Origin of the sequence: Tabrizicola sp., from assembly GCF_031377265.1 — a bacterium.
Taxonomy (GTDB): Bacteria; Pseudomonadota; Alphaproteobacteria; order Rhodobacterales; family Rhodobacteraceae; genus JAUYQR01.
The window spans coordinates 23,078-48,282 of sequence record NZ_JANMET010000085.1; the positions used below are offsets into that span (position 1 = coordinate 23,078).

The 25,205-nt window shown below is 61.9% G+C and carries 31 protein-coding genes, 1 other RNA gene and 1 pseudogene; 13 read left to right on the top strand and 20 right to left on the bottom strand.

Annotation, left to right across the window (positions count from 1 at the left end):
- Nucleotides 1–19: 19 nt before the first annotated feature.
- The 3 genes from RMO18_RS05190 to RMO18_RS05200 all read right to left on the bottom strand — a co-directional run bounded on the left by RMO18_RS05190 (nucleotide 20) and on the right by RMO18_RS05200 (nucleotide 2,742).
- Complete coding sequence (locus RMO18_RS05190) at nucleotides 20–1,360, bottom strand: 8-oxoguanine deaminase (RefSeq protein WP_309664350.1); 1,341 nt, start codon at nucleotides 1,358–1,360, stop codon at nucleotides 20–22.
- A 128-nt stretch (nucleotides 1,361–1,488) separates the two neighbouring features.
- The gene (locus RMO18_RS05195) at nucleotides 1,489–2,286 is read right to left on the bottom strand and encodes an inositol monophosphatase family protein (protein ID WP_309664351.1); all 798 of its coding nucleotides are present in this window, start codon (nucleotides 2,284–2,286) and stop codon (nucleotides 1,489–1,491) included.
- Between the two features lie 93 nt (nucleotides 2,287–2,379).
- Nucleotides 2,380–2,742: a helix-turn-helix transcriptional regulator gene (locus tag RMO18_RS05200; RefSeq protein ID WP_309664352.1), complete on the bottom strand. Its 363-nt coding sequence runs from the start codon at nucleotides 2,740–2,742 to the stop codon at nucleotides 2,380–2,382.
- 363 nt (nucleotides 2,743–3,105) lie between these two features.
- Between RMO18_RS05200 and RMO18_RS05205 the strand changes: the two genes are divergently transcribed.
- Nucleotides 3,106–4,086, top strand: coding sequence for an NADPH:quinone oxidoreductase family protein (locus RMO18_RS05205; RefSeq protein ID WP_309664353.1), 981 nt, complete (start codon nucleotides 3,106–3,108; stop codon nucleotides 4,084–4,086).
- A gap of 2 nt (nucleotides 4,087–4,088) precedes the next feature.
- Here RMO18_RS05205 and RMO18_RS05210 read toward each other — a convergent pair whose 3' ends face one another.
- Nucleotides 4,089–4,985, bottom strand: a complete 897-nt coding sequence (locus RMO18_RS05210) for a LysR family transcriptional regulator (RefSeq protein ID WP_309664354.1) — start codon at nucleotides 4,983–4,985, stop codon at nucleotides 4,089–4,091.
- Nucleotides 4,986–5,118: 133 nt separating this feature from the next.
- Here RMO18_RS05210 and RMO18_RS05215 point away from each other — a divergent pair, with 133 nt between their 5' ends.
- Complete coding sequence (locus RMO18_RS05215) at nucleotides 5,119–5,349, top strand: DUF1127 domain-containing protein (RefSeq protein ID WP_309664355.1); 231 nt, start codon at nucleotides 5,119–5,121, stop codon at nucleotides 5,347–5,349.
- Nucleotides 5,350–5,485: 136 nt separating this feature from the next.
- Nucleotides 5,486–6,217, top strand: coding sequence for a Bax inhibitor-1/YccA family protein (locus RMO18_RS05220; RefSeq protein WP_309664356.1), 732 nt, complete (start codon nucleotides 5,486–5,488; stop codon nucleotides 6,215–6,217).
- Between the two features lie 65 nt (nucleotides 6,218–6,282).
- Here RMO18_RS05220 and RMO18_RS05225 read toward each other — a convergent pair whose 3' ends face one another.
- From RMO18_RS05225 to RMO18_RS05250, 6 genes are all read right to left on the bottom strand, one after another.
- Nucleotides 6,283–6,798, bottom strand: a complete 516-nt coding sequence (locus RMO18_RS05225; RefSeq protein ID WP_309664357.1) for a GNAT family N-acetyltransferase — start codon at nucleotides 6,796–6,798, stop codon at nucleotides 6,283–6,285.
- 45 nt (nucleotides 6,799–6,843) lie between these two features.
- A complete protein-coding gene (locus RMO18_RS05230) occupies nucleotides 6,844–7,536 on the bottom strand; it encodes a VIT family protein (RefSeq protein WP_309664358.1) in 693 nt (230 codons plus the stop codon).
- A gap of 276 nt (nucleotides 7,537–7,812) precedes the next feature.
- A complete protein-coding gene (gene rpmG / locus RMO18_RS05235; RefSeq protein WP_008027883.1) occupies nucleotides 7,813–7,980 on the bottom strand; it encodes a 50S ribosomal protein L33 in 168 nt (55 codons plus the stop codon).
- A 120-nt stretch (nucleotides 7,981–8,100) separates the two neighbouring features.
- Nucleotides 8,101–9,075, bottom strand: a complete 975-nt coding sequence (locus RMO18_RS05240; RefSeq protein WP_309664359.1) for a glycosyltransferase family 2 protein — start codon at nucleotides 9,073–9,075, stop codon at nucleotides 8,101–8,103.
- Nucleotides 9,076–9,161: 86 nt separating this feature from the next.
- Nucleotides 9,162–9,584: RNase P RNA component class A (rnpB, locus tag RMO18_RS05245), an RNA gene on the bottom strand.
- Between the two features lie 63 nt (nucleotides 9,585–9,647).
- Nucleotides 9,648–10,397 (bottom strand): SDR family oxidoreductase, encoded by a 750-nt coding sequence (locus RMO18_RS05250; RefSeq protein WP_309664360.1) that lies wholly within the window; start codon nucleotides 10,395–10,397, stop codon nucleotides 9,648–9,650.
- 112 nt (nucleotides 10,398–10,509) lie between these two features.
- On the opposite strand from RMO18_RS05250, the gene RMO18_RS05255 reads away from it, so the two are divergent.
- Nucleotides 10,510–10,914 (top strand): helix-turn-helix domain-containing protein, encoded by a 405-nt coding sequence (locus RMO18_RS05255; RefSeq protein WP_309664361.1) that lies wholly within the window; start codon nucleotides 10,510–10,512, stop codon nucleotides 10,912–10,914.
- Here RMO18_RS05255 and RMO18_RS05260 read toward each other — a convergent pair.
- The 5 genes from RMO18_RS05260 to RMO18_RS05280 are packed head-to-tail and all read right to left on the bottom strand — an operon-like array spanning nucleotide 10,897 to nucleotide 14,803.
- The gene (locus RMO18_RS05260; RefSeq protein ID WP_309664362.1) at nucleotides 10,897–11,565 is read right to left on the bottom strand and encodes an N-acetylmuramoyl-L-alanine amidase; all 669 of its coding nucleotides are present in this window, start codon (nucleotides 11,563–11,565) and stop codon (nucleotides 10,897–10,899) included. The two genes, RMO18_RS05255 and RMO18_RS05260, sit on opposite strands and share 18 nt — an antisense overlap.
- Complete coding sequence (locus tag RMO18_RS05265; RefSeq protein ID WP_309664363.1) at nucleotides 11,562–12,314, bottom strand: hypothetical protein; 753 nt, start codon at nucleotides 12,312–12,314, stop codon at nucleotides 11,562–11,564. Before RMO18_RS05265 ends, RMO18_RS05260 begins: the two co-directional genes overlap by 4 nt.
- Before the next feature lie 31 nt (nucleotides 12,315–12,345).
- Nucleotides 12,346–13,839 carry an Asp-tRNA(Asn)/Glu-tRNA(Gln) amidotransferase subunit GatA gene (gatA, locus tag RMO18_RS05270; RefSeq protein ID WP_309664364.1) on the bottom strand — a complete coding sequence of 498 codons (1,494 nt, stop codon included), beginning with the start codon at nucleotides 13,837–13,839 and terminating at the stop codon, nucleotides 12,346–12,348.
- Nucleotides 13,836–14,123: an Asp-tRNA(Asn)/Glu-tRNA(Gln) amidotransferase subunit GatC gene (gene gatC / locus RMO18_RS05275; protein ID WP_309664365.1), complete on the bottom strand. Its 288-nt coding sequence runs from the start codon at nucleotides 14,121–14,123 to the stop codon at nucleotides 13,836–13,838. The genes gatA and gatC overlap by 4 nt, the downstream gene beginning before the upstream one ends.
- A 26-nt stretch (nucleotides 14,124–14,149) precedes the next feature.
- Nucleotides 14,150–14,803: a ceramidase domain-containing protein gene (locus tag RMO18_RS05280; RefSeq protein WP_309664366.1), complete on the bottom strand. Its 654-nt coding sequence runs from the start codon at nucleotides 14,801–14,803 to the stop codon at nucleotides 14,150–14,152.
- A gap of 59 nt (nucleotides 14,804–14,862) precedes the next feature.
- Here RMO18_RS05280 and RMO18_RS05285 point away from each other — a divergent pair, with 59 nt between their 5' ends.
- A complete protein-coding gene (locus RMO18_RS05285; protein ID WP_309664367.1) occupies nucleotides 14,863–15,561 on the top strand; it encodes a metal-dependent hydrolase in 699 nt (232 codons plus the stop codon).
- Here the strand turns inward: RMO18_RS05285 and RMO18_RS05290 are convergent.
- Nucleotides 15,558–16,028, bottom strand: a complete 471-nt coding sequence (locus tag RMO18_RS05290; RefSeq protein ID WP_309664368.1) for a nucleoside deaminase — start codon at nucleotides 16,026–16,028, stop codon at nucleotides 15,558–15,560. The two genes, RMO18_RS05285 and RMO18_RS05290, sit on opposite strands and share 4 nt — an antisense overlap.
- 77 nt (nucleotides 16,029–16,105) lie before the next feature.
- On the opposite strand from RMO18_RS05290, the gene RMO18_RS05295 reads away from it, so the two are divergent.
- Nucleotides 16,106–17,152 carry a pseudouridine synthase gene (locus RMO18_RS05295; RefSeq protein ID WP_309664369.1) on the top strand — a complete coding sequence of 349 codons (1,047 nt, stop codon included), beginning with the start codon at nucleotides 16,106–16,108 and terminating at the stop codon, nucleotides 17,150–17,152.
- A 20-nt stretch (nucleotides 17,153–17,172) separates the two neighbouring features.
- Here the strand turns inward: RMO18_RS05295 and RMO18_RS05300 are convergent, their stop codons facing one another.
- On the bottom strand, nucleotides 17,173–17,346 hold the full coding sequence (locus RMO18_RS05300) for a hypothetical protein (protein WP_309664371.1): 174 nt from the start codon (nucleotides 17,344–17,346) through the stop codon (nucleotides 17,173–17,175).
- 396 nt (nucleotides 17,347–17,742) lie between these two features.
- Here RMO18_RS05300 and RMO18_RS05305 point away from each other — a divergent pair, with 396 nt between their 5' ends.
- From RMO18_RS05305 to RMO18_RS05325, 5 genes are read left to right on the top strand one after another with little or no spacing between them, the layout of a single operon-like run.
- Complete coding sequence (locus tag RMO18_RS05305) at nucleotides 17,743–18,606, top strand: 5-bromo-4-chloroindolyl phosphate hydrolysis family protein (protein WP_309664372.1); 864 nt, start codon at nucleotides 17,743–17,745, stop codon at nucleotides 18,604–18,606.
- A 28-nt stretch (nucleotides 18,607–18,634) separates the two neighbouring features.
- Nucleotides 18,635–19,807, top strand: a complete 1,173-nt coding sequence (locus RMO18_RS05310) for a toxic anion resistance protein (protein ID WP_309664373.1) — start codon at nucleotides 18,635–18,637, stop codon at nucleotides 19,805–19,807.
- 15 nt (nucleotides 19,808–19,822) lie between these two features.
- Complete coding sequence (locus RMO18_RS05315) at nucleotides 19,823–20,755, top strand: DUF2927 domain-containing protein (protein ID WP_405054011.1); 933 nt, start codon at nucleotides 19,823–19,825, stop codon at nucleotides 20,753–20,755.
- Between the two features lie 25 nt (nucleotides 20,756–20,780).
- A complete protein-coding gene (locus RMO18_RS05320) occupies nucleotides 20,781–21,878 on the top strand; it encodes an SPFH domain-containing protein (RefSeq protein ID WP_309664376.1) in 1,098 nt (365 codons plus the stop codon).
- Between the two features lie 9 nt (nucleotides 21,879–21,887).
- A complete protein-coding gene (locus RMO18_RS05325) occupies nucleotides 21,888–23,033 on the top strand; it encodes a primosomal protein N' (replication factor Y) - superfamily II helicase (protein WP_309664377.1) in 1,146 nt (381 codons plus the stop codon).
- Here RMO18_RS05325 and RMO18_RS05330 read toward each other — a convergent pair.
- Nucleotides 23,030–23,245 carry a hypothetical protein gene (locus RMO18_RS05330; RefSeq protein WP_309664378.1) on the bottom strand — a complete coding sequence of 72 codons (216 nt, stop codon included), beginning with the start codon at nucleotides 23,243–23,245 and terminating at the stop codon, nucleotides 23,030–23,032. The two genes, RMO18_RS05325 and RMO18_RS05330, sit on opposite strands and share 4 nt — an antisense overlap.
- Nucleotides 23,246–23,271: 26 nt before the next feature.
- Between RMO18_RS05330 and RMO18_RS05335 the strand changes: the two genes are divergently transcribed.
- Both RMO18_RS05335 and RMO18_RS05340 read left to right on the top strand, forming a co-directional pair.
- Nucleotides 23,272–23,589 (top strand): antibiotic biosynthesis monooxygenase family protein, encoded by a 318-nt coding sequence (locus tag RMO18_RS05335; protein ID WP_309664380.1) that lies wholly within the window; start codon nucleotides 23,272–23,274, stop codon nucleotides 23,587–23,589.
- A 182-nt stretch (nucleotides 23,590–23,771) separates the two neighbouring features.
- A pseudogene (locus tag RMO18_RS05340) lies at nucleotides 23,772–23,891 on the top strand (antibiotic biosynthesis monooxygenase); the annotation flags it as partial.
- A gap of 23 nt (nucleotides 23,892–23,914) precedes the next feature.
- On the opposite strand, the gene RMO18_RS05345 reads toward RMO18_RS05340, so the two are convergent.
- Nucleotides 23,915–24,601 carry a hypothetical protein gene (locus RMO18_RS05345; protein WP_309664381.1) on the bottom strand — a complete coding sequence of 229 codons (687 nt, stop codon included), beginning with the start codon at nucleotides 24,599–24,601 and terminating at the stop codon, nucleotides 23,915–23,917.
- A 3-nt stretch (nucleotides 24,602–24,604) separates the two neighbouring features.
- Nucleotides 24,605–25,205, bottom strand: a 601-nt coding sequence (locus RMO18_RS05350; RefSeq protein WP_309664382.1) for a UvrB/UvrC motif-containing protein, incomplete at its 5' end; no start/stop codon positions are given.

The following is a 25,205-nucleotide window of genomic DNA, read 5'->3' on the forward strand; positions in this document are numbered from 1 at the left end:
AGGACCGGAATTCCGCACCTTAAATCGCAAGGCGCAACGCCAGCGCGCGCTGCCGTTCAATTGCGCGCGACAAATCGATCGTGGCAATGTGGCCATCCCTGACGACCTGCCGGCCCTCGACGAAAAGGTCGCGTACCCGGGTTGGACCGCACAGGATAAGGGCTGCCACCGGATCCCACGCGCCCGCCGCCTCGATGCCGCGCATGTCCCACACGGCGATGTCGGCGCGCTTTCCAACCTCGAGCGAGCCGACATCACCGCGGCCAAGGACCTGCGCACCGCCTAGTGTCGCGATCTCCAGAATCTCGCGGGCCGACATGGCATTGGCCCCACGATCCACGCGCTGTAGCAGCAGGGCCATCCGGGCTTCAGCGATCAGATTTCCTGCATCATTCGAGGCAGATCCGTCAACGCCAAGCGCGACTTTGGCGCCTGCGTCGCGCATTGCGCGCACCGGGGCGATGCCAGACCCCAAACGACAATTCGAACATGGGCAATGCGAAATCCCGGTGAACGACCGCGCGAACAGCGCTATTTCCGAACTATTCAGCTTTACACAATGCGCGTGCCAGACATCTGCCCCGGTCCAGCCCAGATCCTCGGCATATTGCCCCGGACGACAACCGAACTGCGCGAGGGAATAGGCAATGTCTTCGTCATTCTCGGCCAGATGGGTATGCAGCATCACCCCCTTGTCCCGCGCCAGAAGCGCGGTTTCGCGCATCAGATCGCGGCTGACGGAGAACGGCGAACAAGGGGCAAGGCCAACGCGGCATATCGACCCTTCGCTGGGATCATGGAAGGCGTCGACCACGCGGATCATATCCTCAAGAATCGCCGGTTCCCTTTCAACCAAGCTGTCCGGAGGGAGACCGCCAGCACTTTGGCCAATGCTCATCGCGCCGCGTGTCGGGTGAAAACGCAGGCCCAGATCGGCGGCCGCATGGATGGTGTCTTCAAGCCGCGCGCCGTTTGGGTAGAGGTATAGGTGGTCTGAGGTCAGCGTGCAGCCCGACAAGGCCAGTTCCGCCAGCCCGATCTGGGCAGATACGAACATTTCCTCGGGGCCAAAGCGGGCCCAGATCGGGTAGAGCGTTTTCAGCCAGCCAAACAGCAGCGCGTCCTGTCCGCCCGGTACCGCCCGAGTGAGGCTCTGGTACAGGTGATGGTGTGTGTTGACGAGGCCGGGGGTGACGACGCAACCCTGCGCATCGACGACCTCGGCCTGTGGGGCGTGCAAGTCCTGCCCCACTGCAGCGATCACGCCGCCGCGAATCAACACATCTGCAGCAGTGATTTCACGGCGGGATGCGTCCATCGTGACGATGGTTTGCGCATTTCGGATGAGAATTTCGGACATGGTGCTCCCTTAAGCACCCTTCGGTTCATCACCGGGCGGCCGACAGAAGGGAGAAGGACTCGGGTTCCGCTACATCAAGATAAACCGAGGCTGCGCTGACCGGCAATCAACTTCTGCGCGAAATTGAATTAACCATTGAGGAGCCGAAGTGCCTCGCCATGGATCACCGGATTGGCGGCTGCCAGAACTTGGCCGCCGTCATGACAGGGGCGGCCCTGCCAATCCGTCACCAGTCCGCCAGCGGCTTCGATCACCGCGATCGGGGCCTGCACGTCATAGGCTTGCAGACCGGCCTCAATGACCAGATCGATCTGCCCGGCGGCGATGAGCGCGTAGGCATAGCAGTCCATTCCATACCGGACGAGTTTGGCCTTTGCTGCCACGCGGCGGAAGGCGGCACCTTCGCCCGCGGTCCCAACTTCGGGGAAGGTGGTGAACAGGATAGCCTCGGCCAGCGGCCGGGCGGGCCGTGTGGCAAGGGCGGACTGGCCCATGGGACCGATGACCTGCGCCAGACCCAAGCCACCCTCAAACCGTTCGCGGATGTAGGGTTGGTCGATGATGCCATAGATCGGGCCAGCGGCGTCACGAACCGAAATGAGCACCCCCCAAGTGGGGGTGCCGGACAGATAGCCTCGCGTGCCGTCAATCGGGTCCAGGACCCAAGTCAGGCCAGACGTCCCGGCAACTGGCCCATATTCTTCGCCAAGGATACCGTCGTCGGGTCGCCGCCTTGCCAAGACTTCGCGCATCCGTTGCTCGGACAGGCGATCGGCCACAGTGACCGGGTCAAACCGTTGAATTTCCTTGGTTTCTGCGGACAAGTCCGAGCTTCTGAAATGGGCTAATGTGGCTTCCCTTGCCACATTCGCCAACTCATTCGCCACGGCTATCAGATCCGCTGCTACCGCATTTGTCACCCGCATCGCTGCCTTCCGCCTTGTCCTGACCAGGGGCGCACAAGGCCCTCTCTCCGGGCGCTAAACGCTCGGAGAGATCAGGTCAAGCGGGAGGGGCGACTAAGCTGCTTCGGAAAGCACCCGTGCAAGATCGAAAAGCCGGCGGCGCTGCGCCTCAGGGATCGCATAATAGGAGCGCACCAGTTCGAGTGCTTCCTTGTCCGCCATCATGTCGCCCTGCGCGAGGATGCCTGCCGCCTGGCTTTCGCTCAGGCCTTCGAAAAAGAACGAGATCGACACGCCGAGAGAATCCGCGACATCCCACAGCCGCGAGGCGCTGACCCGGTTCATGCCGGTTTCATATTTCTGGATTTGCTGGAACTTGATCCCAACCTTGTCAGCGAGTTGTTGTTGCGTCATACCCACCATCCAACGACGATGACGGATCCTTTTTCCCACGTGTGCATCAACAGGGTGCTTCATTCTTTACTCCAATACTTCAGTAGTGCCCTCAATAAAGTATAAGCAATTTTCGTGCCAAAAATCAGTCGATCGCACGCGCGGAAAGAAAAAACTGAATCCCCCGCAAAACCTGTCCATTTGGATATGCCCAATTATACAGTTGTGGAAGTCGCGGTGCGGTTGTTTAGGTTAACACCTAAGGGACCCCTATGTGTGTCACTAGTCGCCTTAAACGGGAATCTCATTTAGCTTTTCATTTTGCGACAAATATGCGCGATCGTTGCAAATTGCGATTATACAATCGGACGATTGCGTCCGGACTGTCCACAAGGCAGAAAATGCGGAGTACAATTGGACATTCAGGGTCAAATTCAAGGGGTACCCATGCGCGCGTGGCAAATGACTTCACTGGGAGCGGCCCCTATCCTTGCACGCATCGAACAACCGACGCCTCGCCACGGCGAAGCACTTGTGCGGGTGGCAGCGGCGGGACTGAATTTTGCGGATCTGCTTATGGCAGAGGGGAGGTACCAGAACAGGCCAGTGCTGCCGTTCGTGCCGGGTATGGAATTCTCGGGATGGGTCGAAGGTCTGGGGCCGGATACCAATGGCCCTGCAGTCGGAAGTCGGGTCATCGGGGTTTGCGGGACCGGGGCGTTGGCGGAGTATTTGTGTATGCCCATTGCCCGACTGGCGCAGATGCCGGATGCGATGAGCATGGTGGACGGGGCTGCGTTTCAGATTGCTTTCGGCACCTCGCATCTGGCGCTTGCGCATAAGGCCCGGCTGCAGCCCGGCGAAACGCTGTTTGTTACCGGCGCGGCGGGTGGGGTCGGGCTGACGGCGGTTGCCATCGGCAAACGGATGGGTGCGCGGGTCATCGCATCGGCGCGAGGGGCGGACAAGCTTGGCATCGCGCGTGCGGCAGGGGCAGATATCCTGATCGACAGTGACGCCCCCGATCTGAAAGAGGCACTGCGGGACTTGGGTGGCGTTGATGTTGTGTATGATGCAGTGGGCGGTCCGGCCTTTGACGCAGCACTGCGGGCCTGCAAGCCGGATGGGCGGCTGCTGGCCATCGGCTTTGCCTCAGGCCAGGTGCCGCAGGTTCCCGCCAATCTGCTGCTGGTCAAGAACCTGACAGTAACCGGATTCTGGTATGGCGGGTATCAGGATCATGCGCCGCAGTTGGTGGCCGACAGCATGGCAACCTTGCTGAACTGGTATGTCGACGGTGACCTGCGCCCGCATGTGTCACATGTTCTGCCGTTCGAGAACCTGGTGGAGGGGCTGGATCAGCTTCGCCAGCGCACAGCAAGCGGCAAGGTTGTGATTGCCGTCACCGCCCCGGATGCGACGATCTGACCCTATTCGGCGGCGTCCAGAAGGGCGGTCGCTGCCGACCGGAACCGACCACCTGCGTAAACCCGCCGGATCAGTTCCGCCAAGGCGTCGACTGTCGGGCTACTGCTGGTTCTACCGACATAGAGATTCACCTTCATCCAGCCAAGGTCAGGCAGGGTGCCCCCGTGTTGCACCGGTTCGACGTTCGGTGGCTCAGAACCCGCCAAAATTGCATTCACCGCAAGATCGGCCGAGACCGTTGCCTCGATGGTGCGGGTTGAATCGCTTTCCACCGCCATGACCCAGGGGATGCCGGCAGCATCCAGCGCGGTCAATGCCATTTTGCGAAACCCGCAGACAGGCTCGAACGCGAGCTTCAGCGGCCGGGATTTCCATGCCACCCCGTCTGTTGCCCCAAACCAGACCAGCGGCAGTTCAGCCAGCGTTTCGCTTCCGGTTTCGCTGTTGGGTTCGGTGGTCAGAATGACGTCGCACTCGCCGCGATCGAACTTGTCCCTCAACGCCGTGGTGTAGGACGACAGCAGCGTCACCTTCATCTTGGGGTATTCGCGGGCGAAGCGTTGCAGCACCAGCGGGATCGCCGGATAGACAATGTCATGCGGCACACCCAGCACGATCTCGCCCTCGTGCACGTCGGTGGTCAGCCGCTGGAACGCTTCGTCGTTCAGCGCCAGAATGCGGCGGGCGTAGCCGAGCAGCAGCTCCCCCGTCGGGGTCAGCGCCACCTTGCGGGCCGTGCGATCCAAAAGAACAACATCAAGCGATTCTTCCAGTCGCTTGATCTGCATCGACACCGCCGACTGCGTGAGGTTCAGAAAGCCCGAAGCGCGGGTCACCCCACCCGCGTCGGCCACTGCGATGAAGGACCGGAGCGCGGTCACGTCAAGATTGCGGGGCATATCACATTCCTTGATGCTGGCCGTAACTATCATTCGTTTTACAAATACACACGAGTCGCACAGAAGTATCAAGACATTTGATGATGCCAGTCAAAAATATGAAGGCCCTTGATGATACTCGAAAGGACACAGCATGTACGCCCCGTCTCGTAGCACGATCGCTTCGCCCACGCCTTCCGGCCTGCTGGGCAGGCTACACCACATCGGCCTCTGGGCTGCACGCGTGGTTGCCTACAGCCGTCAACGGCGCGATCTGGCGCGGCTTGATGACCACTTGTTGCACGATATCGGCGTGACCCGCGAACAGATCGACGCCGATCTGGAAAAGCCGATCTGGGATGTGCCGAGCCACTGGAAACAGTGAGTGAAAAAACCATCAGCCTGGGCGAGTGTTTTCTGACGGAAACGCTTGAAATCGACGGCGCGGCTTCCGATATTGTGGGCATGTGGTCACGCCGGCATCCCGGCGTTGCCCTTAGGGACAACATCGGAGGCTTCACATGGCTGAATATGATACAATCCGCACGGTCGGCGTAGGCGCCCGCGCGGCAATTGACGAAGGGCTTCGCGCCCACATGAACAAGGTCTACGGGCTGATGTCCGTGGCAATGCTGGTGACGGCAGGCGTGGCTTGGGGTGTCGGCACCTCGGACCTGCTGAACTTTCTGCGGACGCCCGAGGGCGGGATGACGATCTTTGGCTGGGTGATCATGTTTGCCCCACTGGCGATGATCTTCGCCTTTGGTGCGATGATCAACAAGCTGTCGGCGGCCGGAGCGCAGCTGTTCTTCTACACCTTCGCGGCTGTGATGGGCCTGTCACTGGCCTGGATCTTCAAGGTCTTCACCGGCGTATCGATCGCGCAGACCTTCCTGATCACCTCGATCGCCTTTGCGGGCCTGTCGCTTTATGGCTACGTCACCAAGCGTGACCTTTCGGCCATGGGCACCTTCCTGATGATGGGCCTGATCGGCCTTCTCGTCGCGATGGTGGTGAACATCTTCCTTGCGTCGTCGGCGCTGGCCTTCGCGATCTCGGCCATCGGCCTGCTGATCTTTGCGGGTCTGACTGCTTATGACACGCAGAAGATTAAGAACGACTACATTGCGCATGCGCAGGCGATGGACCAGGAATGGCTGGCAAAGTCGGCGATCATGGGGGCGCTGAACCTGTATCTCGACTTCATCAACATGTTCATGTTCCTGCTGCAGTTCATGGGCAACCGCGAATAAGCCACGTGGTTTGAAGGATAGGGCAAGGGCCGGTCGAAAGACCGGCCCTTTTCCATTGTGGCGCGTTAGATCAACGACAGGTCGGCGATCATCCTGACCGCAGGAAAGACGATGCCGGGGCCTAGTGGCACTTGGATCGGGTGAAGTGCGCGAAAGCCCATAGCCGTATAGAATGGCACCGCCGTAAGCGTGGCCTGACACTCAAGCCAGCGCAGGCCAAAGGCGGCGGCGTCCTGCATGACCCCGGTCATCAGCGCACGTCCGATGCCGCGGCGGGCCATATCCGGGTCAGTGGCCACGTGGCGCACCTGCCCGGTGCGATCAGCTGGACCCCTGCCATCGGGCCGACCAGTGCTCCAGCCACCGCAGGCCAGCACCCGCCCTGCCCCGTCTTCAGCCAGAAAGTAACGCCCGGAGGCCAACAGTTCCGGGCGGGCGCGCGAGATGATCGGAATGGCCAAAACCATGATCGATGGCGGATAGTCGGCCGCCAGAAGCTTTGGATAGCTGCGCGACAGCAACTGATCGACCGCAGAAAGATCTGCAGGAACCGCGCGACGGATGGTGACGATCTGATCCATGATCGGGAAATTGGCATGCCGACCGAAAAAGAAAAGGGGTGTCCGCTATACGACCGCGCCCAAAAGCTTGCCGACCAGCGCTGTGACCGCCATTGCAATCGCACCCCAGAAGGTAACCCGGAACACCGCCCGCAGGATGGGGGCGCCGCCAGCCTTTGCCCCGACGGCCCCCAGCACCGCCAGAAACAACAGCGACAGTGCCGTGACCCACAGGCTGATCGCCGCCTCAGGCACCAAGGCCGCGGTGGCCAATGGCAATGCGGCCCCCAGCGAAAACATCAGCGCAGAGGCCATGGCCGCGACCAGCGGACGCGCCTCGGTATGCTCGGAAATGCCAAGCTCGTCGCGGATGTGCGCGCCCAGCGCATCGGTCTTGTGCAAGGCTGCAGCCACCTTTGCCGCAAGGTCAGGCGGGACGCCGCGCCGCTCGTAGATGCCGGCGAGGGCGCGTTCTTCTTCCGCCGGATCGGCGCTGATCTCGGCCGTTTCGCGCGCGATGTCGGCCCGTTCGGTATCGGCCTGCGAGCTGACCGAGACATACTCGCCCGCCGCCATCGACAAGGCCCCGGCGGCCAGTCCGGCGGCCCCGGCGATCAGCACCTCGGCCCGCCCCGATGCGGCAGCGACGCCGACAATCAGCGATGCGGTTGAGACAATGCCGTCATTTGCCCCGAGGACGGCGGCGCGCAGCCAGCCGATCCGCGCGACGAAATGTTCTTCGTAGTGATTGCGTTCCATTGCCGGCACCTCTTGCAAGGCGACCGTTCGCACGGTCTTTCAGATCCTGGCTTGATCCAAAACAAGACGAGTGCCGGTCAGCACGCGGGCAGGCCTGCCAGACATGCGCGCGCTGCAGATAGTCCGCCAGCAACACCAGTGGCCGAAAGCGCGCGGGCGAGAGTGCTCTTCCCCGAACCGGGGCTGCCAAGGCTCAACCCGCGCTGCAAGGGACATCTCCAATGCAAAAGGCCGCCCCCGAAGGTGCGGCCCAAACAATGCAAGCTGGCGCAGATCTTACTTGATCTTGCCTTCCTTGTATTCCACATGCTCCCGCTTGACGGGATCGTACTTCTTCACGACCATCTTTTCGGTCATGGTGCGGGCGTTCTTCTTGGTCACATAGAAGTGCCCGGTGCCCGCCGTCGAGTTCAGGCGGATCTTGATGGTCGCCGGTTTTGCCATTTTCGTTTCTCCTGCGTCAGGGAAACCACGGCCCCCTGCGAAAATCCTGAAGTCCGCCTTTTACGCATGGTGGGGGCGGAGTCAACAGCAAAGCACCCAAAAGCTGCGGGAGCTTGGCATCTACGCAGACCGTTCTTCCGCAGTGGCGTCTGGGACCGGAAACCGCGCGCGAAACCAAGACCATGCAGCGGCCTCTGCCTCGATCACGCCGGGGACTGAGCGCAGCCTTTGTTCCCACCGCCTTATCCTGCGGCGCAGGGCCACAAGCGACTTGGACTCGGCTTCATTGCGGTTTGCATGGAGGTAGAAGTCGCTTCCGATCACCCGCTTGGCGTTGTTGCGCCCATTGGCGTCGCCCCGAGAGTGTTTCAAGATGTGCAGGTCGTCGGATTTCACGTGGTGATGATGCAAACAAGCGTTCAGCCAAGTGACCTGATGCTGCTCCACCGCGTAGCCAGACCCGGTATGCGAAAAAAGTTTCGCGACAGGCATGTCGACCCCGGCAGTGTTTACAACTTTCGGCAACACTCCCGGGCGCGGATACTTTGGCGAATGGATCGACATCGCGCCGAATTTTCGTGGCTGGAACAGGGTCTTGAAGTTCGCCAGCTGCCCCTTAGCCACATCGGGCAATGTGCCTTCGCAGCGGGTGAAGCTTTCGATGATTGAAGCGCCGTCCCAGGTAGCTTTGCCCGCCGACCCGAAGTGGCGCCACATGATCGCGATGGCGTCAGCATCGGGATGAAGTCCGATCAGATCATCAACGCTGCGCATGCCGATCGTCACGTTGAGGTATTCGTCGGCATCAATGTGCAAGACCCAACCTGCGTTGTGAACTTGCGGCAGCAGATAGGCGCGGTGCAAGGCATGGCGCTGGATCGTGCCGCCAAATTCATAGGGGCCGGGGTTATCAAAGTGCTGCACCCAGCGGGTCTGGGAAAGCAACCCAAGGATCGTGTCGGTGCCATCATCGCAGTCGTTGGTATAGACGATGATGCGATTGAACCCCGATGCCAGATGATGCGCGAGCCATTCGACCACAAAAAGCGCCTCGTTCCGCATGCAGGCGACAATGACTTTCCTAGGCTTTGCCATCCACGTTTTCCTGCCCAAGATGCGCGCCGTGACCCCGATGCTCGCGAAGGGAACCACAGCCGTTTGATCGAGACAATGGGCGAAAGTTGCGCGGATGGCCTGTAAGCCGGATTTTGTCCCGGCGGTTGCCCGCCATGGATGACCATTCCTCTGCCAACCGTGTTACCACGGCGGTCAAGCTGCCAACCCGGGCCTCTCGGGCGAGTGCATCCCTGCGGCGGTATCCGGGCTTACGCCTGGACCAGCCCCGCGCGAGGCCCCTATTTGGCATTGCTCCGGGTGGGGCTTGCCTTGCCGTCCCGGTTGCCCGGTCCGCGGTGGGCTCTTACCCCACCGTTTCACCTTTTCCCCTGTCTTGCAGAAGGCGAACCTTCTCAAACGACAGGGGTAGTCTCTTCTCTGTGGCGCTTTCCCTGGGGTTGCCCCCGCCGGGGATTACCCGGCACCCTTGCCTTCTGGAGTCCGGACTTTCCTCGAAGCTTGCGCCCCGCGGTCATCCAGCCATCCGCGCAAGGGACGGGGTAAGCCCTGACGGGCCCCGCGTCAATCCGTGGCAGCCGCCGTCATCGCCTCTAGGCCGGGTTGAGCATGCCGAACACATGCGCATCGGTACCATCCGCCTCGGCCCGCCGCAGGAATTGCACGCGCTCCACACAGATTTCGGGCGGTGTCGGCGTGCGGGCCAGCAGACCCATGACTTCGGAGATGTAGTCGGCCAGCGGCATGCCCATCGGGTTGGTCGCCTGCCCCGGCATCAGCTCGGTCTGCACCATTGGTGGCGCCAATTCCAGCACCTCGACCACCGCGCCGCGCAACTGGTGGCGCAGCGACTGGGTATAGGAATGCAGTGCCGCCTTGGTGGCCGAGTAGGTCGGCGTGATCGCCAGCGGCATGAAGGCAAGGCCGGATGTGACGTTGATGACCGCTGCCTTTTCCCGCGCCCGAAGCTGCGGCAACAAAGCGGCGGTCAACCGGATCGGACCGAGGAGGTTGGTCGCAATGGTGGCTTCGGCATCGACAGTCGCGACGCTTTCGGCGGCCAGATTTTCCGCCCGCATGATGCCGGCGTTGTTGATCAGCACGTTCAGGGCCGGATGCGCTTGGGTGATCCGTGTCGCAAAGGCCGTTATGGCCGCAGCGTCTTCGACGTCCAGGACATAGGCGGCCAAGCCCGGATGTGCCGCAACCGCCGCATCCAGCGCCGACTGCCTCCGCCCGGCGATGATGACCTCGTTTCCCACCGCCAGAAATGCCTCGGCCAAAGCAAGGCCGATGCCAGACGCGCCGCCCGTGATCAGAATCGTGTTGCCTGTCGTGTCCATGGTCGGTCCCTTCTTGATGATGCCTGTCTCTCCTTGCAGCATCTAGCAAATCGCTTACGATGGGAAAGAAGGCACCCAAAAGATTTATACTCACCTGAAAGAGAGTGCTCCCATGACCGCCGAACTTGTTTGCCAAGTCACCGGCTCTTCGTCCGATCCGCGGGTCGAGGCGCTGGTGAATGACCTGATCGGTCGCGTCGCCGACAAGTGGACGATGTTGATCCTCGAGGCGCTGGCCGCAGGTGGCACCTTGCGCTTCACCCGTGTGGCCGAAGCGGTTCCAGGCATCAGCCAGAAGATGCTGACCCAGACCCTGCGTCAGATGGAACGCGACGGGCTGGTCACGCGGACGGTTTACCCCGTGGTGCCGCCAAAGGTTGAATATGCCCTGACGGCGCTCGGCCATGGCCTCGGCGAAGCGTTCTGCGGCGTTTGGTTCTGGGCCGAAGCGAACCTCGACGCGATCGAGACCGCACGGCAGCGGTTTGACGGGCTTAGATCAAGCGCCGCCGGTTGAGTTGGTAGCAGGGAACCGGGTCGCCAGATCGGCAGCCAGCGCGGCGTCAGTGTCATCCAGCGGACCTTTTGCCCACGGGCGAAAGCGCAGCCGGAACGCAGCCAGCAGCGCTTCGGGGACCAGATCGGGATAACCGAAATGCCGCACGTCGGCGAAGAAGTTACCGGGCGGCGCCGGTTCGGGCCAGACCGACTGCCCCTGCAAGGCCAGCCTCCGCCAATCGAACCTCGGCCCCGGATCGCCCTTGCGCCCAGGCGCCATGTCGGAATGCCCGATAACCGCCTGCGGCGACAGCGCCCAGCGCGCCAGCACATCAGCCAGCAGCCGCTCCAGCGCGGCGATCTGCGGCTCGGCAAAGGGCTCCGCCCCCCGGTTCACCAGTTCGACCCCGATCGAACGTGAGTTCACGTCACCGCGCCCACCCCAAGACCCCTGCCCCGCATGCCAGGCTCGCATTGCTTCATCGACCAGGCTCAGCACACGGCCATCAGTGTCGATCAAGTAATGCGCTGAAACCTCGGCAGTCGGGTCGCACAGGCGGTCAAGTGCTGCCGCACAGCCGTCCATCGCGGTGTAATGAATGACCACCAATTCTGGCCGCTGGCCACCCCGCCGCTCGCCGAAATTGGGCGAGGGGTGGGTCAGGGTCACTGCAGCGCGGTGCGGAACGGACGCGGATCCCAGGAGCAGGCGAAGCCGTCGCCATCGGGGTCGACGCCCAGACGGTCACGCTCCGGCCCGCCCGCGGCGAGGAATTCGGACTGCGCGATGTCGGGAGAGGTGAACTTGGCGCAGGCTGCGACCGGGTCGCGCTTGCCAAGGCTGCGTCTCTGGTAAAGCTGCACGCCGGGCGCATGGGTCGTGGCCAGAGCGAATTCCACGATGTTCGGTCCTGTAGCGCCGGGCCGCTGCGGCAGGTCGGTCGGTTGCACGACCACATATTCCGACCGGTTCCGGGCGATCCGCTCCTTGTCGCTTTCGATGGTTTCACGGCTGGAGACGGCCGCGAAATCCTGCTCGTCCGAGATGCCGCTGTTATTATGCACCATTTCCCCGGATTCTTCCTTGATCCCGGCAGGTGCCCCGCCCCGCGGGCGCACGCCGTCGGCAACAGGCTGAGTGCCCACATCCGACCCAATGGTGGCAACGGGCGGTACGGCGGGCGGCTGCGTGCCATCGGCGCGATCAATCGCTGCGGCTGCGGCAGCCGGATCAAAGCTGCCCGACGGCGGAGGCACGACCACCGGCCCAGTTGGTACCGGAGGGGCACCACGGATGTAGGAGTTATAGTCCTGAAACCCGACTCCCGCCCCCGAGTCCGGCACCGTTGGGGTGCAGGCTGAAATGGCCAGGGATGTCAGCAGGATGCCAACACCGGGACGATAGGACTTTTTGATCATGTCTGCCTCGACGGTCTGCTTTTCGCGCCCTTTACCACCATTTGTCGGCTTTGGCCACAAAGCCCGCAGCGCGTTCCAGCACATGGGCGTGATTGAGGAGACCCGCTTCCTCCCAAGGACGCCCGATCAACTGCAGGCCAAGCGGCAGGCCCTTGCGATCCAGACCGATGGGAACCGCAATGCCCGGCAGCCCTGCAAGGTTCACGGTCACAGTGAAAACGTCGTTCAGATACATCTCGATCGGGTCCGCATTCGACATCTCGCCCAGGCCAAAGGCCGATGACGGCGTGGCCGGTGTCAGGATTGCATCCACACCTTGGGCGAACACGGTGTCGAAATCGCGCTTTATCAAGGCGCGCACCCGTCGCGCGCGGTTGTAATAGGCATCGTAAAAGCCCGCAGACAGCACGTAGGTGCCCACCATTACCCGGCGCTGCACCTCGGGGCCGAACCCTTCGGCGCGGGTTTTCTCGTACATCTCGGTGATGCCGTCGCCCTGTGCCAGCGTGGCGCGGTGGCCAAAGCGCACCCCGTCATAACGCGCGAGGTTGGAAGACGCCTCAGCCGGCGCGATGACGTAATAGGCCGGCAGCGCGTATTTGGTGTGCGGCAGGCTGATATCGCGGATTTCTGCGCCCGCGTCTTTCATCATCGCAATGCCCTGTTGCCACAGCGCCTCGATCTCTTCGGGCATCCCGTCCATGCGGTATTCGCGCGGAATGCCAATCACCTGACCCCGAATGTCGCCGGTCAGCGCGGCCTCGAAATCTGGCACCGCGATATCGGCGCTGGTGGAATCCAGTGGGTCATGGCCGGCCATTGTGCCAAGCATGATCGCCGCATCGCGCACGGTCTTGGTCATCGGCCCAGCCTGATCAAGACTGGACGCAAAGGCGACAATTCCCCAACGGCTGACGCGGCCATAGGTCGGCTTGATCCCGACAATGCCGGTAAAGGCCGCTGGCTGGCGGATCGATCCGCCGGTATCGGTGCCGGTCGCCGCCAGACAAAGATCCGCCGCCACCGCCGAAGCCGACCCGCCAGAGGATCCGCCCGGTGTCAGCAGCCGCACGTCCACCTTCCATGGGTTGACCGCATTGCCGTAGCAGGACGTTTCGTTGGACGAGCCCATGGCAAACTCGTCCATGTTCAACTTGCCAAGCATCACGGCCCCGGCCGCAAACAACCTGGACGTCACGGTGGATTCGTATTCCGGCTTAAAGCCCTTGAGAATGTTCGACCCGGCCTGTGACAGCACGCCCTTGGTGCAGAACAAATCCTTGATCCCCAAAGGAATGCCGCACATCGCCGGGGCATCGCCTGCGCCCAGCCGGGCATCCGCCGCACGCGCCTGATCAAGCGCGATTTCCGGGGTCTTGTGAACAAAGGCATTCAAGCCATCGCCCGCATCCATTGCGGTCAGGCACGACATGGTCAGATCAACCGCCGTGATCTCGCCCCTGCGCAGCGCATCGCGTGCAGCCGCAATTGTCCAGGTGTTCGGTCCGCTCACGGGCGCGTTCATTCCACCACCTTCGGCACCGCAAAAAAGCCCTCCCGCGCGTCCGGTGCGTTCTTCAGGACGGCCGCTTGCTGGTTGCCATCGGTCACCACATCGGCGCGGCGCTTCAGGCGCATGGGTGTGACGCTGGTCATCGGCTCCACCCCGGTCACGTCAACCTCGTTCAGCTGTTCCATGAACCCGAGGATGCCGGAAAGCTTTGCGGCCAGCGCCGGAAGATCGCTGTCTTCCACGCGAATGCGCGCCAGTTTTGCCACCTTGCGGGCGGTGTCGATATCAATGGCCATGGGGCTCTCCGATCACTTGGCCCCGTTTATCCGGGCTGCATCGGCCCTGCAAGCATATGGCGGCGATAGATCTCGATCATCACCCCGAGCATCACCGCATTCAGCAGATGCCACATGAAATGGGTGCCAAGGGGCCAAATCGGGCACAGCGGCCCATCCAGCGTGCGAAAAATCAGGCTGACCACCAGAATCACCGCGCCCAGCGCCATTCCTTTGGCCGTAGCAGGCGCGCGGTGGCGCAGGGCCAGCGCATAGGCCAGGATCAGCACCGGGATCGGCGCGTAACCGGCAGATGACCCGATCGGCAAAAGGGACGCGAAGACCGGCACGGTCAGCGCCGCGTAGGGAAAGAACGCGATCACGGCCGCCCATGGCCACCATGCCCGCAGCCCCAGAAAATCCCTCGTTGCTGCAAAGACGTAGATCAGTATGAAGCCCAGGATCGGGGCCACATCCAGTATCGCCGTCGCCCGATTCGCATGCGTGTGAAAAAGAAACGAACCAACGCCGATAATGCCCAGGACCATACTCAGGCCCCGCGCCACCGGCAGGCCAGCACTGCGCCGCCACATCAGCAGGGCTACCAGCACAAAGGCCAGATTTGTCAGCGCATTGACCGGTTCGGCCCAATAGGCGGCAGAGGTCCGCTCACAATAGGCATCCATTGGCTGCAACAGCATTGCCATCCCGTCCCTGCACCACAACTGTCCTGTCAAGACATAGGCCAAAGGAGACGCGCGTGAAGATCATCTGGCTTGGCCATTCCGGCTTTCGCATCGAGATCGAGACTGCAGTCCTGCTGATCGACCCCTGGCTGAACGGCAATCCGCTGTTTCCCGCTGCACGCCGTGCCGAAGCGCTGGCCGGGGCCACCCATGTGCTGCTGACACATGCGCATGGCGACCACGCTTCGGACGCCACCGCCATCGCCGCCGAATGTGGCATTCCCATCGCCTGCATCCACGAGGTGTCCGAATGGCTGAACGCCCAAGGCGGCGTGCAAAGTATCGGCTTTGGCAAAGGCGGCACCATCACGCTGGGCGGGGCGCGGGTGACGATGGTCAACGCCAGCCATTCCGCCAGCATCGATTTTGGCGATGGCCCGCTCTTGCCCGCAGGCTCTGCCGCAGGATTCATGATCGCAGGCGACGGCCATGTGATCTATGTCTCGGGCGATACCGACATCATGGCCGACATGGGCTGGATGGCAGAATATCATCAGCCTGACATCGGTATCCTGTCTTGTGGCGGCCATTATACGATGGACATGGACCGCGCCGCCTATGCCGCACGCAAGTATTTCAACTTTCGCACGGTCATTCCCTGCCACTATCGCACCTTTCCAATCCTTGCACAGGACGCATCGGTCCTGCGTGCCGGGCTACCGCCGGGGATCGAGTTGGTGGAACCAGAGGTTCTGGTGCCGATCGGCTTCTAATCCCGCCGAAGCGCGAAGAAGGTCTTTAGCAGGGCCTCAGCCTCGGGCGCTGCGATTCCATCATAAATCTCGGGCACATGGTGGCATTGCGGATGTGCAAAGACCCGCGCGCCTACCGCTACGCCACCGCTTTTCGGGTCTGCGGCGCCATAGTACAGCCGCGCAAGCCGGGCGGCGGATATCGCCGCGGCACACATCGGACAGGGCTCCAGCGTGACATACAGATCATGCCCGCCCAGCCGTTCGCTACCCAAGCTCGCACAGGCTGCACGGATCACCAGCATCTCGGCATGTGCGGTCGGATCATGCAACTCGCGCGTCCGGTTGCCTGACCGCGCCACTACATGGCCCGCCAGCACAATCACCGCCCCCACCGGAACCTCGCCACGCGCACCCGCAGCCCGCGCTTCTTCGAGGGCAATGTCCATGAACGACCGAAAGCCGGTCTCGGCGCGTTGCTCTTTCATCTGTCCTCAAATATCCTCGGGGGTCCGGGGGCGGAAAGCCACCGGGGTTGGCCACCCCGTGCCACAGGATGAAGCTCATGGCCGGAAAAGAAAAGCCCAAGCCCGCGGCAAAGGGCCCGGCCAGCACCGCACCCGAAGGCGAACGCATTGCAAAGGTCCTGTCCCGTGCAGGCGTGTCATCGCGGCGCGAGGCGGAACGGCTGATCGAACTTGGCGAAGTTCAGGTGAATGGCAAGACCATCACCTCGCCCGCGCTGAACGTGACGGCGACCGACAAGATCACCGTGCGCGGCGAACCGGTGGGCGCCCCCGAGCCGCCCCGCCTGTGGCTGTATTACAAGCCCGAGGGTCTGGTCACCTCCACCTCCGACGAAAAGGGCCGCGACACGGTGTTTGACAACCTGCCCGAAGACATGCCGCGCGTGATGTCCATCGGGCGGCTGGACCTGAACTCCGAGGGCCTGCTGCTGCTGACCAACGATGGAGAGATGAAGCGGCGGCTGGAATTGCCATCAACCGGCTGGCTGCGCAAATACCGGGTGCGAGTGAAGGGCAACCCGACCGACCCGGACCTCGAGCCACTGCGCCGCGGGATCACCATCGACGGAGAGCGTTTTCAGCCGATGGAAGTAAAGCTGGACCGGCATCAGGGCGCCAATGCCTGGCTCACGGTTGGCATCCGCGAGGGTCGCAACCGCGAAATTCGCCGCGCGATGGACCATATCGGTGTGACGGTGAACCGGCTGATCCGAGTGTCATACGGCCCCTTCCGGCTGAACGATATGAACCCCGGCGACGTGGAGGAAGTACGCGGCAAAGTGCTGCGCGACCAGCTTGGCCTGTCGGAGGAGGAAGGCAAAGTCCTGACCCGCAAGCCGCGCCCCGCGCCGAAAGCCGCCCCCAAGGCAGATGAAGCAGCAGGGGCGGGCAAAACGCCGTTCAAGCCGAAAAAGCCGCTGAAGCCGGGCGAGGCGCTGAAAACCCTGTCGGAAAGCTGGCAGAAGGCAACTCGCCGTCCGGGCAAACCCGATGCCGCCACTGCACAAAAGCCGACTGCGCAAAAACCCACGGCGCGCAAACCAGCAACGCGGTCGGCGAGCCCCCGCAAACCGCGCAATCCGTAAGCCTCAACCGGACCTGAACCTCAGCCGGGCCGATTTTCGCTTCCAGCGCGCCAAGTGGTCCGGCAGGAAACGCCCGGCGGTGGTCCGTTGCTGTCACTGATCTTGCGGCTGCTCGCGGTCAGATCGATCCGGTGGTCACGGGCGACCGGAGTGTTGGCCTTCGGCTGGTGATAAGTCACCGTCAGGTCCGCCATGCGCGCACCAGGCGCGTTGCATCCTGGAAAGCCGCCCCTTCCCGCCGTCTTGGCAGCGGCTGAGAGCCTTGGCCTCAATTCCTGCATAAGCCGTGAATGAACTCTGAAATACCCGGATGAAAAACTTCCACTAGAATAGAGGACGTCAGGCAGTGCAGCGGGCATGTGGGCGAGTCATGTTCTCTGAACGCGAAACCGGTCTGACCCGGCGGCAAGCGGGAACAATGCCGCGCATTCCCCATGCTCGTCTCTGGCAAGGTTCAGCACCATCGGTTAGAGTTGGTACTGAAGACGCAGCCAGGAGAGACGGCGCATGTCGGAACCCGGGATCAGGACCCTGTCTTTTCTGCTGTTGATCGCGCTGGTCTTCTATGTCGCAGGGTCCGGTGGCATCTGATGGCCCAGCGTTTTGGTGGCAAATTCAGCCCAACTGCCGGCCAGACAGAAGCTGCCAGCGGCCCTCTTGCGGTTCCAAAGCCCAAGGGCATGTGGCGCATAACGGTTCTGTACCTATCGGCTTTTGCGTTTCTGTTTCCGGCCTTTGGCGACGGTCCGCGCGACATGCTGATGGGCTTGGGGGCCGGGGGTCTTTTGATCCTTGGGGCCTGGCTGACCCGCGAGGGGATGCACGCCGAGGCTGCGTTCAACGCGCGCAAGATTGCCCGCCGTCCGGCCTTTCCGCGCAAGGCTGCGGGGGCGCTTTTGACCGGCGCCGCCCTTGCGGTGGGGGGCATGATTGCCGAACCGGGACTGACTTACCCGGCGTTTTTCGCGCTGGTGGGGGCCGGGTTGCACCTGATATCCTTCGGGCTGGACCCGATGGCGGACAAGGGGCTGGAAGGTCTCGACACGTTTCAGATCGACCGCGTCGCCCGTGTGGTGGACGAAGGCGAAAAACACCTTGTGGCGATGAAGGACGCGATCCTGCGCGCTGGTGACCGTCAGTTGGAGGCCCGGGTTGACCGTTTCGCCACGGCCGTGCGCGGGCTGTTTCGCACGGTCGAAGGCGATCCTGGTGATCTGACGGCGGCGCGAAAGTATCTGTCGGTCTATCTGATGGGCGCGCGCGACGCGACGATCAAGTTCGCCGACCATTACGCCCAGACCCGCGACCCGCAGGCCCGCACGGATTATGAAGCGCTGCTGACCGATCTTGAAACCACGTTTGCCAGCCGCACCAAGGCACTTTTGTCCAACAACCGTACCGATCTTGACGTTGAAATCGCCGTGTTACGCGACCGGCTGAAGCTTGACCTCTGATCGCCCCAGTAAAAGTGAGACCGACGCAATGTCTGACACCGTGCAAACCAACGCCGCCGCCCTGCTGAGTGAAGTCGAGAAGGTCACCGCAGTGATCCTGCCTGAACCAATGGGCGAGGTCGTGCCCTTGGAAGACGCCCCCGCCGACAAGGCCGAGGCGATCCGCAAGCGCATGGCGGAGGTCGATCTGGCCAACACTCAATCGATCATTTCGTTCGGGTCTGGTGCGCAATCGGAATTGCAGGTCATCAGCCAGGCGATGTTGCAAGATGTAAAGAACAAGGATGTCGGCCCCGCCGGCGACAGCTTGCGCAAGATCGTGACCACGATCCGCGGCTTTGCGGTGGACGAACTGGATCTGCGCCGCGAATCCAGCTGGTGGGAAAAGTTGCTAGGCCGCGCCGCGCCCTTTGCCGAATTCGTGGCACAATACGAGGAGGTGCAAGGCCAGATCGACCGCATCACCGAAGAACTGCTGACCCACGAGCATACGCTGCTGAAGGACATCAAAAGCCTTGATATGCTTTACGAAAAGACCCTCGATTTCTACAACGAACTGGGCCTGTACATCGCTGCCGGAACCGCGAAATTGGCCGAAGTGGATGGCACCACGATCCCTGCCAAAGAGGCTTCGGTCGCGGCGGCTGCCGAGGTGGATCAAGTGATCCGCGCCCAGGAACTGCGTGACATGCGCGCCGCGCGCGATGACCTGGAGCGTCGGGTGCATGACCTGAAACTGACGCGGCAGGTCACGATGCAATCGCTGCCGTCGATCCGTCTGGTGCAGGAAAATGACAAAAGCCTTGTCACCAAGATCAACTCCACGCTGGTGAATACGGTGCCGCTGTGGGAAACCCAACTGGCGCAGGCAGTGACGATCCAGCGGTCAAAGGAAGCCGCCGTTGCGGTGCGCGAAGCGTCCGACCTGACCAATGACTTGCTGAAAGCCAACGCCGAGAACCTGCAATCTGCCAACAAGGTGGTGCGCGAGGAGATGGAGCGTGGCGTCTTTGACATCGACACAGTGAAGAACGCCAACGCGACGCTGATCGCCACGATCAACGAAAGTCTGGCGATCGCAGACGAAGGCAAGCTGCGCCGCGCCAATGCTGAGCTGGAACTGGTCAAGATGGAGGCAGAACTGCGCGACGCGCTGGCCGCTGCGCGCGCGCGTACGATCGCTCCCTCCACCCCTGCATAAGGATCAGGCAACCGGATGCCACAGGCACATATCTTGAAGACGTTTATCGCGGGGGCGGCATGTGCAGCCCTCGCCGCCTGTGACATGCCCGCCCCGATTGACATGCCAGACCCGGCCCCCGCGCCGATCACCGCGCCCGACACGCCCAAAAGTGCCTCCGCGCGAGCCTATTACGGCCAAGTGCAGACGGCGCTGCTGTCGCAAGGTCTCATGCGCACGGATGGTGGTGGCAAAGACACGCCGTTTGACAACCGCATGCTGGCCGACAATTTCATCCGCGTCGCTCTGTTCGACGAATACGCCCGCGAAAGCGGTGCTTTTGTCCGGCAGGAAACCGCCAGCAAGCTGCGCCGCTGGGAGGTGCCGATCATTGTGGGCATTCGCTTTGGCGCGTCGGTGCCCCTCGACAAGCAGGCCACCGACCGGGCGAGGATTGCAAGCTATCTGGCCCGGCTTTCCGCAATCACCGGCCACTCGATGCGGGTGGACGACGGGGTCCCGAATTTCTGGATCTATATCGTTTCCGAAGATGAGCGTGAGGCGCTGGGTCCGAAAATCAGAGCCGCTTTGCCGAACCTTTCGGCCACGGACGTTGCCGGCATTACCGCTATGCCACGATCCACCTATTGCCTTGTTTATGCGCTGTCAGAAGGCAATTCCGGCGCCTACACCCGCGCGTTTGCCGTGATCCGCGCCGAACACCCGGACCTTTTGCGCCTGTCCTGCTTGCACGAGGAAATCGCCCAAGGTCTGGGGCTCGCCAATGACAGCCCCCGCGCCCGCCCGTCGATCTTCAACGACGACGAGGAGTTCGCAATGCTGACGGACCAGGACGAATTGATGTTGCGCATGCTGTATGATCCGTCACTGCGCCCCGGCATGACGTTGACCCAGGCCCGCCCGATTGTCGAAGCCCTGGCCACCCGGTTGATCGGTGGCGACAGTTGACCCCTTTCTGAACGGAGCAAACCACATGGTTTTCGATTTCCTCAAAGGCGAATTCATCGACGTCATCTCTTGGCTGGATGACACCCGCGACACCATGGTCTGGCGATTTGACCGCCGCGATCAGGCCATAAAGTACGGGGCCAAACTGACGGTTCGCGAAGGTCAGGCGGCGGTTTTCATCCATGAGGGCCAGTTGGCGGATGTGTTCCAGCCCGGTCTTTACCAGCTTGAAACCAATAACATGCCGATCCTGACCACGCTGCAGCATTGGGACCACGGCTTTTCGTCGCCGTTCAAATCCGAGGTCTATTTCGTCAATACCACCCGGTTCAACGACCAGAAATGGGGTACCAAGAACCCGATCATGGCACGTGACCCGGAGTTTGGCCCGGTCCGCCTGCGCGCCTTTGGCACCTACTCGATGCGGGTGTCGGACCCCGGTCTGTTCATCAAGGAAATCGTCGGTACGGATGGCGAGTTCACCTCGGACGAGGTCAGCTTCCAGATCCGCAACATCATCGTACAAGAGGCGAGCCAGGTGCTGGCGAAATCTGGCATTCCGGTGCTGGACATGGCCGCCAACACTGCTGATCTGGGCAAGATCATCGCCAATGCGATTGCCCCCAAGATCAGTGAATATGGCCTGACGATTCCGGAATTCTACATTGAAAACATCAGCCTGCCGGAAGAGGTTGAAAAGGCGATGGACAAGCGCACCTCGATCGGGGTGGTGGGCGATCTGAACCGGTACATGCAGTTCAACGCCGCCGAAGGCATGGGCCAGCCGGGGTCGGCCATGGGGGCCGCGATGGGCGCCGGAATGGGGGCCGGGATGGGAATGGGGATGGCCCAGTCCATGGGTCCATGGGGGGGCGCGCCCGGCGGTGCCACGCCACCGCCCGCGCCACAGCCAACCGCTGCAGCAAAGCTCTGGCACGTCGCAGAGAACGGCGCGACCAGCGGCCCGTTTGCCGAAAGCGACCTTGCAGCGATGGCTTCTGCTGGCAGACTATCGCGGGCGTCGATGGTGTGGACAGCGGGTCAGGACGGCTGGAAGATGGCGGCCGAAACCGACCTCGCGCGCCTTCTGGATGCCGTGCCGCCGCCAGCGCCAAAGGGCTGACGCGCCATCATGCAAGTTGCCGAAGAACACCGCTGGCCCTGCGCCCAATGCGGAGCGCAATTGCGCTATGCGCCGGGGCAGACGGAACTGACCTGCAGCTTTTGTGGTCATGTTCAAACAATCAATCCGGTCAGCCCGCAACGGCGCTCGCGCGCACTGCAGGAATTGCCCCTTGCGCGGGGCCTTTCGGACGATCTTCCCGAGGCAGTCATGGCCGAGGTCCGCACCACATCCTGCCCTAACTGCGGTGCGCAGGTGGAGCTTTCGGGCGCGACCCATGCAACGGAATGCCCGTTCTGTGCCTCGCCCGTGGTGGTCGACACCGGCAGCCGACGCCGGATCAAACCGCAAGCAGTGCTGCCGTTCGTTCTGACCGAGGATCAGGCCCGAACCGCGATGATCCGTTGGCTGGGCAGCCTGTGGTTCGCGCCGGGTACGCTGCTGGAATACGCCCGCAAGGGTCGTGCCATGACCGGAATCTACGTGCCGTTCTGGACTTTTGATGCCGATACCCGGTCAGATTATTCCGGCGAACGGGGCGAGTATTACTACGAGACCCGCACCGTCATGGTCCGGGTTGATGGCCGAATGCAGCAGCGGCAGGAACAAGTGCGCCATACGCGCTGGTACCCCGCCTCGGGCCAGGTTGCGCGGGATTTCAATGACTTGCTGGTGATGGCGTCAACCAGCCTGCCACCAAGGCTTGGCAATGAATTGACGCCGTGGGACCTGAATGCGCTTGAGGCTTATGCGCCCGAATACCTGGCCGGCTTTCAGGCCGAGGGCTATACGGTTTCTCTGTCAGATGGTAATGCCCGAGCCAAGGACCGGATGGCGGCAATCATTGACCAGGACGTTCGCCATGACATCGGGGGCGATGAGCAGCGGGTGCATCGGGTTGAAACCGACTACTCGGACGAGACGTTCAGGCATGTCCTGCTGCCGGTCTGGATGGCCGCCTACAAGTACAACGGCAAGAGCTTTCGGTTTCTGGTGAACGGCCAGACCGGGGAGGTTCAGGGAGAGCGGCCTTGGTCGATCTGGAAGATCGGTTTCACCGTGTTGCTGGTGGGGGTTCTGATCCTGGGTGCGGTCTATCTGGCCGATCCGGAGGCGCTGGGTCTGCCGGTGCCCGATTGGATGAACCGACCTTAGCCCTTTGATTTTCCTTTGAAAAACAGCATCCACGCGGCGTAGGCGGCGGCGGCGAGGAAGATGATGCCCCACCCTGGGCTGCCGATCCGGAAGAATTCGACCAGCGACCATGCGAAGGGGGCGGCCACCGTCACCACCCGCACCCATGTCTTGCCGAAGAACGGATCGTCGGGATCCAGAAACTTCATCGCCATCCCCCGATTCTGTGCCATGCTATCCCCGTCAAAGGGAGGCCGACATGCCAGAAATTGTCAAGGATTTCCAAGGACAAACCGTCATCACCACCTTCGAGATGACCCCTGCCACCGCATTTGATCTGATGGAGGCGCTGGAAGATGCCTATCGCGATTGCATCCGCCACCAGCCGGGGTTTCTGGGCGCGGGGCTGCACATGAACGACGCGCGGACGCGGATCTGCAACTATTCCAAATGGCGCGCCCGCGAGGATTATCAGGCGATGCTGCGCACGCCCGAGATGCGCGAGCGCAACCGCAAGATCAACGATCTGTGCCGGGGGTTCGAGCCGGTGATGTACGAGGTCACGGGGGTGTTCTGAGGGGTGGCCGTTCTGATCGTTAATTCAGGGGGTTACGGCGTTTTTTGGTGTCTTCTTTTCGTCTTCGCTGCGTCTTCCTTGCGTCTACACGCGCGGCAGACGAAGGCGGCGTTAACCATGAGGTGCGAATCGGGGGGTGAACGGGCGGTCGGTGGAGGAGTCGGGGCGCGACCGGACCTCCACGACGCGAGGATTATCAGGCGATGCTGCGAACCCCGGAAATGCGCGAGCGGAACCGCAAGATCAACGACCTCAGCCGCGTGTTCGAGCCGGTGATGTACGAGGTGACGGGGGTGTTCTGAGGGGGGTGACTTTTCGCACGACACTATAAGTCGGTGTCGCCAGGAAAATCTTCGGCGTGCTCAATATACTCATTCTTTCGCCCAGCGAGAAAATTAATCTTCCTTGCGCTAGCCTCGAAGGCAGCGTCAAGTCTCTGAAAATGTTCTGCAAACACCTCAATTTCAATCGCGATGTAGTTGTATTCTGGTTCGGAGTTGTTCCACTTGCGTAGGCGGGCATGGGAGGGACAAAGAGCGTAGTGTTCGACGGACATTCCCTCGCCTGCCTTGTCTGCATAGTCTTCTCCCCAAGCCTGCGTCACATACCCGTGGGCGAGATCATTTCGTCGCGCTGCCCACTCAACGTATGCCGTTAGGTGGCGGGATACTTCTTTCTTGGTTCTTTGCGCGTCAGGTGACTGAATTCTTTCGATTTTAGCAAAAAATTCTGCGCTGAGTATTCGCAGTTTCTTGGCCCTCTCGTGAACGTTTTGGATTTCTGAGAAGCTCCAAGTTGCATTATTGTCCGCATCTTCGTTGCCGCAAAATGACAAAGCGCGGTACAAATTTGATGCGGCAACATGGACACCTTCCCAAGCAGAAACAGCCTTTCCTAGTGCCAGAAAGATCCCATTTGGTTCTCTGTCGCCAAAGCGGTTTGGCATTCCGCTGTACAGCGGACGACTCCATGGATGTCGCTTGGGTGCCTTCCAGTTCAAATCCTTTAGCACTGACTACCTCCCCCGGTTGCTCCGCTTCCCACCCCTTTGCCCCGGACGCCCCCCTGTACTCCGCCCCGCCATCTTCACCGCCTCCTCGACCGCCTCTTCCACCACCGACTGCCGGGCCAAGGGATCGTCGGCGATGGCCAGTTCTACCGCCTCCAGCCGCTTCACCTCGTCGCGCAGGCGGGCGGCTTCTTCGAACTCCAGGTTTTCGGCGGCCTTGCGCATCTGCAGGCGCAGCGCATCCAGATGGGCGGCGAGGTTCTTGCCGACCATCGGTTTGTCGACCTTGGCGGTGATGCGGGCCTGATCGGTGTCGCCCTTCCACAGGCCCGAGAGCACGTCATCGACGTTCTTGCGGATGGTTTCGGGCGTGATGCCATGCGCCGTGTTGTAGGCCACCTGCTTTTCCCGCCGCCGGGTGGTTTCGCCAATCGCGCGTTCCATGCTGCCGGTGATCCGGTCGGCATACATGATCACCCGGCCTTCGGAGTTGCGCGCGGCGCGGCCGATGGTCTGGATGAGGCTGGTTTCGGAGCGCAGGAAGCCCTCCTTGTCGGCGTCGAGAATGGCCACCAGGCCACATTCAGGGATGTCGAGACCTTCGCGC

What these genes read in the sequence shown, in the direction of transcription:
- RMO18_RS05190 (WP_309664350.1), bottom strand. Translation starts at nt 1,360, where the DNA reads ATGTCCGAAATTCTCATCCGAAATGCGCAAACCATCGTCACGATGGAC.
- RMO18_RS05195 (WP_309664351.1), bottom strand. Translation starts at nt 2,286, where the DNA reads ATGCGGGTGACAAATGCGGTAGCAGCGGATCTGATAGCCGTGGCGAAT.
- RMO18_RS05200 (WP_309664352.1), bottom strand. Translation starts at nt 2,742, where the DNA reads ATGAAGCACCCTGTTGATGCACACGTGGGAAAAAGGATCCGTCATCGT.
- RMO18_RS05205 (WP_309664353.1), top strand. Translation starts at nt 3,106, where the DNA reads ATGCGCGCGTGGCAAATGACTTCACTGGGAGCGGCCCCTATCCTTGCA.
- RMO18_RS05210 (WP_309664354.1), bottom strand. Translation starts at nt 4,985, where the DNA reads ATGCCCCGCAATCTTGACGTGACCGCGCTCCGGTCCTTCATCGCAGTG.
- RMO18_RS05215 (WP_309664355.1), top strand. Translation starts at nt 5,119, where the DNA reads ATGTACGCCCCGTCTCGTAGCACGATCGCTTCGCCCACGCCTTCCGGC.
- RMO18_RS05220 (WP_309664356.1), top strand. Translation starts at nt 5,486, where the DNA reads ATGGCTGAATATGATACAATCCGCACGGTCGGCGTAGGCGCCCGCGCG.
- RMO18_RS05225 (WP_309664357.1), bottom strand. Translation starts at nt 6,798, where the DNA reads ATGGATCAGATCGTCACCATCCGTCGCGCGGTTCCTGCAGATCTTTCT.
- RMO18_RS05230 (WP_309664358.1), bottom strand. Translation starts at nt 7,536, where the DNA reads ATGGAACGCAATCACTACGAAGAACATTTCGTCGCGCGGATCGGCTGG.
- rpmG (WP_008027883.1), bottom strand. Translation starts at nt 7,980, where the DNA reads ATGGCAAAACCGGCGACCATCAAGATCCGCCTGAACTCGACGGCGGGC.
- RMO18_RS05240 (WP_309664359.1), bottom strand. Translation starts at nt 9,075, where the DNA reads ATGGCAAAGCCTAGGAAAGTCATTGTCGCCTGCATGCGGAACGAGGCG.
- RMO18_RS05250 (WP_309664360.1), bottom strand. Translation starts at nt 10,397, where the DNA reads ATGGACACGACAGGCAACACGATTCTGATCACGGGCGGCGCGTCTGGC.
- RMO18_RS05255 (WP_309664361.1), top strand. Translation starts at nt 10,510, where the DNA reads ATGACCGCCGAACTTGTTTGCCAAGTCACCGGCTCTTCGTCCGATCCG.
- RMO18_RS05265 (WP_309664363.1), bottom strand. Translation starts at nt 12,314, where the DNA reads ATGATCAAAAAGTCCTATCGTCCCGGTGTTGGCATCCTGCTGACATCC.
- gatA (WP_309664364.1), bottom strand. Translation starts at nt 13,839, where the DNA reads ATGAACGCGCCCGTGAGCGGACCGAACACCTGGACAATTGCGGCTGCA.
- gatC (WP_309664365.1), bottom strand. Translation starts at nt 14,123, where the DNA reads ATGGCCATTGATATCGACACCGCCCGCAAGGTGGCAAAACTGGCGCGC.
- RMO18_RS05280 (WP_309664366.1), bottom strand. Translation starts at nt 14,803, where the DNA reads ATGCTGTTGCAGCCAATGGATGCCTATTGTGAGCGGACCTCTGCCGCC.
- RMO18_RS05290 (WP_309664368.1), bottom strand. Translation starts at nt 16,028, where the DNA reads ATGAAAGAGCAACGCGCCGAGACCGGCTTTCGGTCGTTCATGGACATT.
- RMO18_RS05295 (WP_309664369.1), top strand. Translation starts at nt 16,106, where the DNA reads ATGGCCGGAAAAGAAAAGCCCAAGCCCGCGGCAAAGGGCCCGGCCAGC.
- RMO18_RS05300 (WP_309664371.1), bottom strand. Translation starts at nt 17,346, where the DNA reads ATGGCGGACCTGACGGTGACTTATCACCAGCCGAAGGCCAACACTCCG.
- RMO18_RS05305 (WP_309664372.1), top strand. Translation starts at nt 17,743, where the DNA reads ATGGCCCAGCGTTTTGGTGGCAAATTCAGCCCAACTGCCGGCCAGACA.
- RMO18_RS05310 (WP_309664373.1), top strand. Translation starts at nt 18,635, where the DNA reads ATGTCTGACACCGTGCAAACCAACGCCGCCGCCCTGCTGAGTGAAGTC.
- RMO18_RS05315 (WP_405054011.1), top strand. Translation starts at nt 19,823, where the DNA reads ATGCCACAGGCACATATCTTGAAGACGTTTATCGCGGGGGCGGCATGT.
- RMO18_RS05320 (WP_309664376.1), top strand. Translation starts at nt 20,781, where the DNA reads ATGGTTTTCGATTTCCTCAAAGGCGAATTCATCGACGTCATCTCTTGG.
- RMO18_RS05325 (WP_309664377.1), top strand. Translation starts at nt 21,888, where the DNA reads ATGCAAGTTGCCGAAGAACACCGCTGGCCCTGCGCCCAATGCGGAGCG.
- RMO18_RS05330 (WP_309664378.1), bottom strand. Translation starts at nt 23,245, where the DNA reads ATGGCACAGAATCGGGGGATGGCGATGAAGTTTCTGGATCCCGACGAT.
- RMO18_RS05335 (WP_309664380.1), top strand. Translation starts at nt 23,272, where the DNA reads ATGCCAGAAATTGTCAAGGATTTCCAAGGACAAACCGTCATCACCACC.